This is a genomic window from Bacillus sp. LL01, from assembly GCF_001037965.1.
This window is the reverse complement of sequence record NZ_LFEL01000081.1, coordinates 1-6,871: the sequence shown is the minus strand read 5'-3', so window position 1 is coordinate 6,871 and position 6,871 is coordinate 1. Positions and strand designations below refer to the sequence as shown.

The window sequence follows — 6,871 nt, the reverse complement described above, 5'->3', positions numbered from 1 at the left end:
GCAACCATGTATCGTCACCTGAAGCTTCTTTTAGATGCTGGACTTATTCATGTAGTGGAAACGAACAAAGTTAGAGGTACGGTCGAGAAGGTCTATGCGGTAGTGACCGATAATTTGACTATCTCTGATGAAGAAATAAAAGAGACTGCACCTGAAGAGTATTTAAAGTATTTTATGACGTACCAAGCGAACTTACTGAAAGAGTTTGAACGTTATGTCATGAGTGCGGAACCCCAATCATATAAAGAAGGTGGGCTAGGTTTTTGGCAAGCAACGCTTCATTTAAGCGATKAGSAACTTTTAGAGTTTGGAGAAAGGGTAGGTCAGTTGATTCAAGAAGCAGTTGATAAGAAGCCGAATGAAAATAGACGTGCCAGAACATTGGCAACCATTTTGATACCGGAGGCGGAGTCATGAGTTCGAAAGAAGCTTCAATTGAGCAAGGTGAGATCACGATAAGTGGAACAATCGACTTACCTAGGAAAGGGCAACCGCTTTATCCAGCAGTTCTGATCTTATCAGGGTCAGGTCCACTTGATCGAAATGGGAATGGCAAAGGAAAGCAAATTTTTAATCTGTATAATTCTCTTTCCGCTTTTTTTGTGGAAAATGGATGTCTCACTTTACGCTATGATAAAAGGGGAGTGGGGAAGTCGACCGGAAGCTATATGGGAGCAGGGATGTGGGATTTAGTTGAGGATGCGAAGGCTGCGCTTCGTTTTTTGAAAAAACACCCACAGGTGGATCCAAAGCGTGTGTTCATCGTTGGTCACAGTGAGGGAGCCATGCTTGCGCCAGCAGTAATAGAAGATGAAAAAGTGTCAGGGTTAATCTTACTCGCTGGTGCATCTGAATCAATGGCTGAGGCCCTTTCCTATCAGCGGCATCAAATGGTGAGAGGCTTACAAGAAATGGAAGGGGTAAGGGGCAAGCTTCTAAACTTATTTAAAGTAGTAGAAAGAGTGGAAAAGCAGGGACCGAAATTTGATGAAAAGATGATGAGGACGGATGCTGTAACGGCTCGTTTTCAAGGTGTAAAAGTAAATGCAAAATGGTTTCGCGAGCACTATCAATTTAATGTGCGAGAGTCATTGAAGAAAGTCGAGTGTCCCATCCTTGCCATTACAGGATCAAAAGATTTACAAGTGATACCGGAGCGAGTGTTTGAAGTAGAGAAGTTTGTTAAGGGGCCGGTAGAGGCGAAGATTATTCAAGGAATGAATCATATGCTTAGAGATCAAGAGGAGGATTATTCCATTCTTCAACTTAAAAAGGCATATAAAAAGACCGGAACAAAGCCCCTCTCAAAAGAGCTAACAAAGACGATGAGAGATTGGTTAACGAACTATGTATAGGCGCTTGAATTTTGCTCTTATTACTCTAGCTATCCTTTTTCAACTGATGACCATTCTTTTTGTTTTTATTAATATTACATGGGCTCTACTAGCGGTTGGAGGAAATATAGCTAGTTTTCTAGCAGTGTTAATCATTTTTATGGTGGAACGAAAAAAGGAGAAAGAGGAGGAAATTGATTATGAAAATAGTGACTACTGATTCAATAGCGGGATCTGAGATTATCGAAGTGATTGGCTACGTAAAAGGGGGAACGATTCAGACGAAGCATATCGGCCGTGATATTACAGSGGGGCTTAAAGGTATTGTTGGTGGTGAAATTAAAGGGTACAACGAGATGATGGATGAAGCCAGAAAGCTTGCGATCCATCGCATGGTAGAGGATGCTACGAAAAAAGGAGCAAATGCAATTGTCGGAATGCGTCTCCAATCATCGACGGTTATGGGGTCTGCAGCAGAAATCATTGCTTATGGTACGGCCGTTAAAATTAAGGAATAAGTATGAAAGCCTTGATGCTAATATGCAACAGGGCTTTTTAAAATTTGGTCGTAAGAAAAGTCTTGCATCTCAGCTATATTTCCGGTACGATTTCAATATATCGTAGCGTTGAAAGTTTTTACAACTATATATTGTATTGCGAAATGTTGGTGTTGCTTAGCAGCTTAATAGGGAATCTGGTGAGAATCCAGAACTGTCCCCGCAACTGTAAGTGTGGATGAAATGAGACAACCACTGTATAAGAGTGCTTAATAGGTGCTTATACGGGAAGGCTCAAAGTAAGGTGAAGCACAAGTCAGGAGACCTGCCACCATTTCTTAGTCAGCTATCTTCGGGGGATGAGAAGTGAGACGGCAGCGACTAGACATGTGCTATTTTAAGTGACTGTCTACTGCTCGTTTAGTTTGCAACGACCAACGAAGCCGTTTTACGTCCTATCTCTCAAATTGAGGGGTAGGGCGTTTTTTTATTTGTTATCGAGATGAGGAGTGAGGGAAATGAAAGAATTAAAGATGATGAACAAGCAAGATACACAATTACAGCAACGTTTTCCGAATCTAGTAACAGAGGAGTGGTTAGAGGAAACATCTACGTTAACATGGCAGCAACGCGCATTATCAGCATTAAATGAACTCTCCGTTGATCAACCGGATTGGACGTTTGTAGCGTCATTTTGCTATATCAATGATTTGAAAGAGCATATTGCCAAAGGGCGAGGAGAGGAAGTTGATTCTCTTCCATTAAGCTTCCCTGCCTATTTCAAACAGCAAATAGAAAATGGTATCTATGACAAACGTCTGGACTCCTATACTAGTGAGGAACTAAATCTACTAGCTCTTGTGATAGAACCAACTCGTGATGAGAAATTCACCTATATTGGGATTAAAACATTAGCCGATCGTTATTTAGCTAAGAACTTTGAAGATCAAATTATCGAATTGCCACAGGAGCGTATGTTGGTCATTGCGATGATGTTGATGGTAGTAGAACCGCCAGATAAGCGGCTTGATTTAGTAAAAGAAGCCTATTGGGCGTTGTCTAACTTATATATGACAGTTGCCACACCGACACTTTGTAATGCTGGTAAAGTAGGTGGTCAGCTCTCGAGTTGTTTTATTGATACAGTCGATGATGACCTTCGCTCTATTTTTGATAGTTGTACAGATGCCGCAACCGTAAGTAAAAATGGTGGTGGACTTGGAATATATCTCGGTAAGATTCGGGCAAAAGGCTCGGCGATTAGAGGATTTAAGAATGTCTCGTCTGGAGTCATTCCTTGGATGAAGCAGCTTAACAATGTTGCGGTGAGTRTCGATCAGTTAGGGCAACGTCAAGGGGCAATTGCTGTGTACTTAGATGTTTGGCACAAGGACATTTTTGCTTTTTTAGATGCCAAGTTAAATAACGGTGATGAACGTCAACGAACACATGACTTATTTACAGCTGTTACGATCCCTGATGTATTTATGGAAGCAGTTGAGAAGCGAGAGAGTTGGTCTTTGTTTGACCCTCATGAGGTTCGAATTAAGATGGGATATTCTTTGGAAGATTTCTATGATGAAGCAAGAGGCGAAGGGGAGTTTCGACAAAAGTATGCTGAATGCATAGCGAATTCTGAGCTCTCGCGGATAGAGGTTCCTGCTATAGAGATTATGAAACGTATCATGCTTTCTCAATTAGAAACAGGAAGCCCGTTTATGTTCTATCGTGATACGGCAAATCGATTAAATCCTAATCGCCATAAAGGGATGATTTACGGGTCTAATCTATGCACAGAGATCATGCAAAATATGAGCGCAACYACGGTCATTGAAGAAGAGCTAGAAGAAGATATGATTTCGATTAAAAAGAAGCCTGGTGACTATGTGGTATGTAATTTAAGCTCACTTTCGCTCGGGACAGTGTTAGCTGATGATGTCGTAGAGCGAGTGGTCACAATTCAAGTACGTATGCTAGATAATGTGATTGATTTAAACCAAATAGGAGTTAAACAAGCAGAGCAGACAAATAAAAAGTATCGAGCAATTGGATTAGGTACGTACGGATGGCATCATCATCTAGCAAAAAAGGGCATTGTCTGGGAAAGTGATGAGGCAATTGAGGAAGTAGATCGTGTGTATGAGCGTATTAATAGAGCGGCCATAAAAGCGAGTGCACAGTYAGCACAAGAAAAAGGCGCGTATCCTCATTACGATGGGTCAGATTGGCAAAGTGGAGAGTATTTTAGAATGCGTGGGTATGAAAATGAGGATTGGAAAGAGGTTCGCTCAAAAGTATCTAGGTATGGCATGAGAAATGGTTATGTGATGGCGGTAGCACCAAATGCGACCACTTCACTGATCGCGGGCTCAACAGCTTCCATCGATCCGATCTTTTCAAAATACTACATTGAAGAAAAGAAAAATTATCGTATTCCAGTTGTAGCCCCTGATCTGGATCCTACTACGACATGGTATTACAAGCCTGCACATGCAATAGACCAGAAGTGGAGCATAAGGCAGAATGGTGCGAGACAACGCCACGTTGATCAAGGCATCTCGTTTAATCTCTACGTACCAAGTACAGTAAAAGCAAAAGAGTTGCTTACTCTTCACTTGCTTGCTTGGAAAGAAGGGTTGAAGACAACCTACTATGTACGTTCGACATCAGTCTCAGTTGATGAATGTGATAGTTGTTCAAGTTAATTATGAGGAGGAGAATTTATGAATCTAGAAAAGAGAAAGCTCTATGATCCCACAGCTCCTAATGCATCAACGGCGATCGTAAATGGAAAAAGCTCAAATGTCCTAAATTGGGATGATGTCCGTTTTAGTTGGGCATATCCCCTTTATAAAAATATGCTAGCAAATTTTTGGACGCCATTTGAAATCAATATGACTCATGATGCAAAGCAATTTAAAAACTTGACCGAGCCTGAACAAGAATCATTCAAGAAAATTATTGGGCTATTAGCTTTCTTAGATAGCGTACAAACTGATTATTCAATAAAAGTTGCTGATTACTTAACGGACTCGTCTCTTGTTGCCTTAATGAGTGTGTTGTCTTTTCAAGAGGTTGTTCATAATCAGAGCTATTYGTATGTGCTCTCCAGTCTTGTTCCAAAATCAACTCAAGATGAAATTTTTGATTACTGGAAATCTGATCCTATCTTGAGGGAACGAAACGAATTTATCGTAAATGGCTACGAAGAATTTATTCACAATCCCACTCCTGAAACGTTAGCCAAATCTATCGTCTATGATGTCATTTTAGAAGGAGTAAATTTCTACTCTGGCTTTGCTTTCTTCTATAATTTAGCTCGTCACCAAAAGATGGTCTCTACTTCTACAATGATTAACTACATTAACCGTGATGAGCAGCTTCATGTCTATTTGTTTACGAACTTATTTAAGGAGCTACAACATGAACACCCTGAATTGAAAACAGAAGAGATGGAGTGTTTTGTTAAGGAGGCTTTGATAGAGGCAACAGAGCTTGAGTTAAAGTGGTTCAAATACATTATTGGCGATCAGGTTGAAGGGGTGACTCCTGCAGATATGGAAGCATATTTAAAGTTCATTGCAAATAAGAGGGCAAAACAGCTTGGCTATGACCATATCTTTCCGCAGCACCGTACGAACAATTTGAAGTGGATTAAAGCATATGAGGATGTAAATGCAGCTAAAAGTGATTTCTTTGAACAAAAATCTCGTCAATACGCCAAGGTGTCAAACGATAATGGCTTTGATGAACTTTAAGAAGGAAACAATCACTGTAACGGCTGATCGTTTCCTCGTCGAAAAGGTGTTGCAGGAAGGGGCTTTTCACAAGAGTCTCAAACAATTTAGATTGCCTAACGAACAGCAGCAAGCGATGCTTCGGGCACTTCGAACTTTAGATGTTGATCTTGCACTAGCTTTCGATGGGGAAACAATCCTAGGGTATACAATGATTTTGCCACCAGAGGCAGATGAGCGCTGGTCGCAAATGGCTCAAATTAAAGTTCTAGGCGTAATTGAAGTGGCTATTCCTTTAAGGAATCAAGGGCTAGCCAGTGCATTACTTACAAAAATACTTGGCGCGAGACCTTATGAAAAAGACATCCTAATCTCGCTTGAGTACCGTTGGCATTGGGATTTATCATCAGTAGAGGGGGATAGTAGCCTCTACAAGCAACTTCTTCAAAAGCTCCTAATGAAAGGGGGCTTTGAAGAGGTATTAACCAACGAACCAGACGTGATGGCCTATCAAGATAATTTTATGATGGCGAGGTTTGGGAGTGAGATTACAAGTGAAGAATATCTACGTTTTTTTGAGTTGGCTGGAGGTCCGACAACAAATCTATTAAGGTGAATTATTCAATCTAAGGTTGCATTCCGACCCTTTTGAAGTTAGAATTATTGAAATATTTAAAAAGGAGGGGTTAGATGCAAACACTTGAAAAAGTTGGTTTATGGATGAGTAAGTATTTTGCTCTTATTATCATTTTATGTAGTTTTGTTGCGTTCTCTGTACCACAGTTATTTACATGGATTGCCCCTCACATCACGCTGCTACTCGGTGTGATTATGTTTGGAATGGGTCTGACGATGAGGGCTGTTGACTTTAGTGCAGTAGCGAAAAAGCCAATTCCCGTCGTGATTGGGGTTGTGGCGCAATTTTTAATTATGCCGCWTGTTGCCTATGCAATAGCTGTATTATTGCAACTTCCACCAGAACTAGCAGTAGGTTTAATCCTTGTTGGAGCTTGTCCAGGGGGTACGGCATCAAATGTAATGGTGTATTTAGCTAAAGGGGACTTGCCCGTTTCGGTGGCAATGACGTCAATTTCTACACTTTTAGCACCCCTATTAACACCGGCTATTCTTCTATTATTGGCTGGTCAATGGTTACCTGTTAATGCAGGGGCGATGTTCCAATCTATTATTCAAGTTATCATTATTCCAATTATACTTGGTTTACTAGTTAGAAAATTCTTCCCACGTGCTGTAGAAAGCGGAGTAAAGACATTGCCAATTATCTCGATTGTGGCGATCTTAG

General features: G+C 40.8%; 8 protein-coding genes and 1 riboswitch. All 8 genes read left to right on the top strand.

The annotated features are described in order from the left end of the window. Positions 1-417: hypothetical protein (locus AB685_RS24695; RefSeq protein WP_047973240.1), on the top strand; the 417-nt coding region annotated here is incomplete at its 5' end. Beyond that, positions 414-1,355, top strand: a complete 942-nt coding sequence (locus tag AB685_RS24690) for an alpha/beta hydrolase (protein WP_047973238.1) — start codon at positions 414-416, stop codon at positions 1,353-1,355. The genes AB685_RS24695 and AB685_RS24690, both read left to right, overlap by 4 nt. Before the next feature lie 4 nt (positions 1,356-1,359). After that, entirely contained in the window at positions 1,360-1,554 is a 195-nt protein-coding gene (locus AB685_RS31840; protein WP_198530579.1) for a hypothetical protein, read from the top strand. Then, a complete protein-coding gene (locus AB685_RS24680) occupies positions 1,535-1,852 on the top strand; it encodes a heavy metal-binding domain-containing protein (RefSeq protein WP_047973236.1) in 318 nt (105 codons plus the stop codon). Before AB685_RS31840 ends, AB685_RS24680 begins: the two co-directional genes overlap by 20 nt. Positions 1,853-1,982: 130 nt before the next feature. After that, positions 1,983-2,179, top strand: a riboswitch (cobalamin riboswitch). A gap of 170 nt (positions 2,180-2,349) precedes the next feature. Further along, complete coding sequence (locus AB685_RS24675) at positions 2,350-4,536, top strand: ribonucleoside-diphosphate reductase subunit alpha (protein WP_082153760.1); 2,187 nt, start codon at positions 2,350-2,352, stop codon at positions 4,534-4,536. An 18-nt stretch (positions 4,537-4,554) separates the two neighbouring features. After that, positions 4,555-5,589, top strand: a complete 1,035-nt coding sequence (locus tag AB685_RS24670) for a ribonucleotide-diphosphate reductase subunit beta (RefSeq protein WP_047973235.1) — start codon at positions 4,555-4,557, stop codon at positions 5,587-5,589. Beyond that, positions 5,570-6,184 carry a hypothetical protein gene (locus AB685_RS24665; protein ID WP_047973234.1) on the top strand — a complete coding sequence of 205 codons (615 nt, stop codon included), beginning with the start codon at positions 5,570-5,572 and terminating at the stop codon, positions 6,182-6,184. The genes AB685_RS24670 and AB685_RS24665 overlap by 20 nt, the downstream gene beginning before the upstream one ends. 74 nt (positions 6,185-6,258) lie before the next feature. After that, on the top strand, positions 6,259-6,871 hold a 613-nt coding region (locus AB685_RS24660; protein WP_047973233.1), incomplete at its 3' end, for a bile acid:sodium symporter family protein.

Bases quoted from the DNA above. Each gene is read 5' to 3' on its own strand.
- AB685_RS24690 (WP_047973238.1), top strand. From the start codon at position 414: ATGAGTTCGAAAGAAGCTTCAATTGAGCAAGGTGAGATCACGATAAGT.
- AB685_RS24665 (WP_047973234.1), top strand. From the start codon at position 5,570: ATGGCTTTGATGAACTTTAAGAAGGAAACAATCACTGTAACGGCTGAT.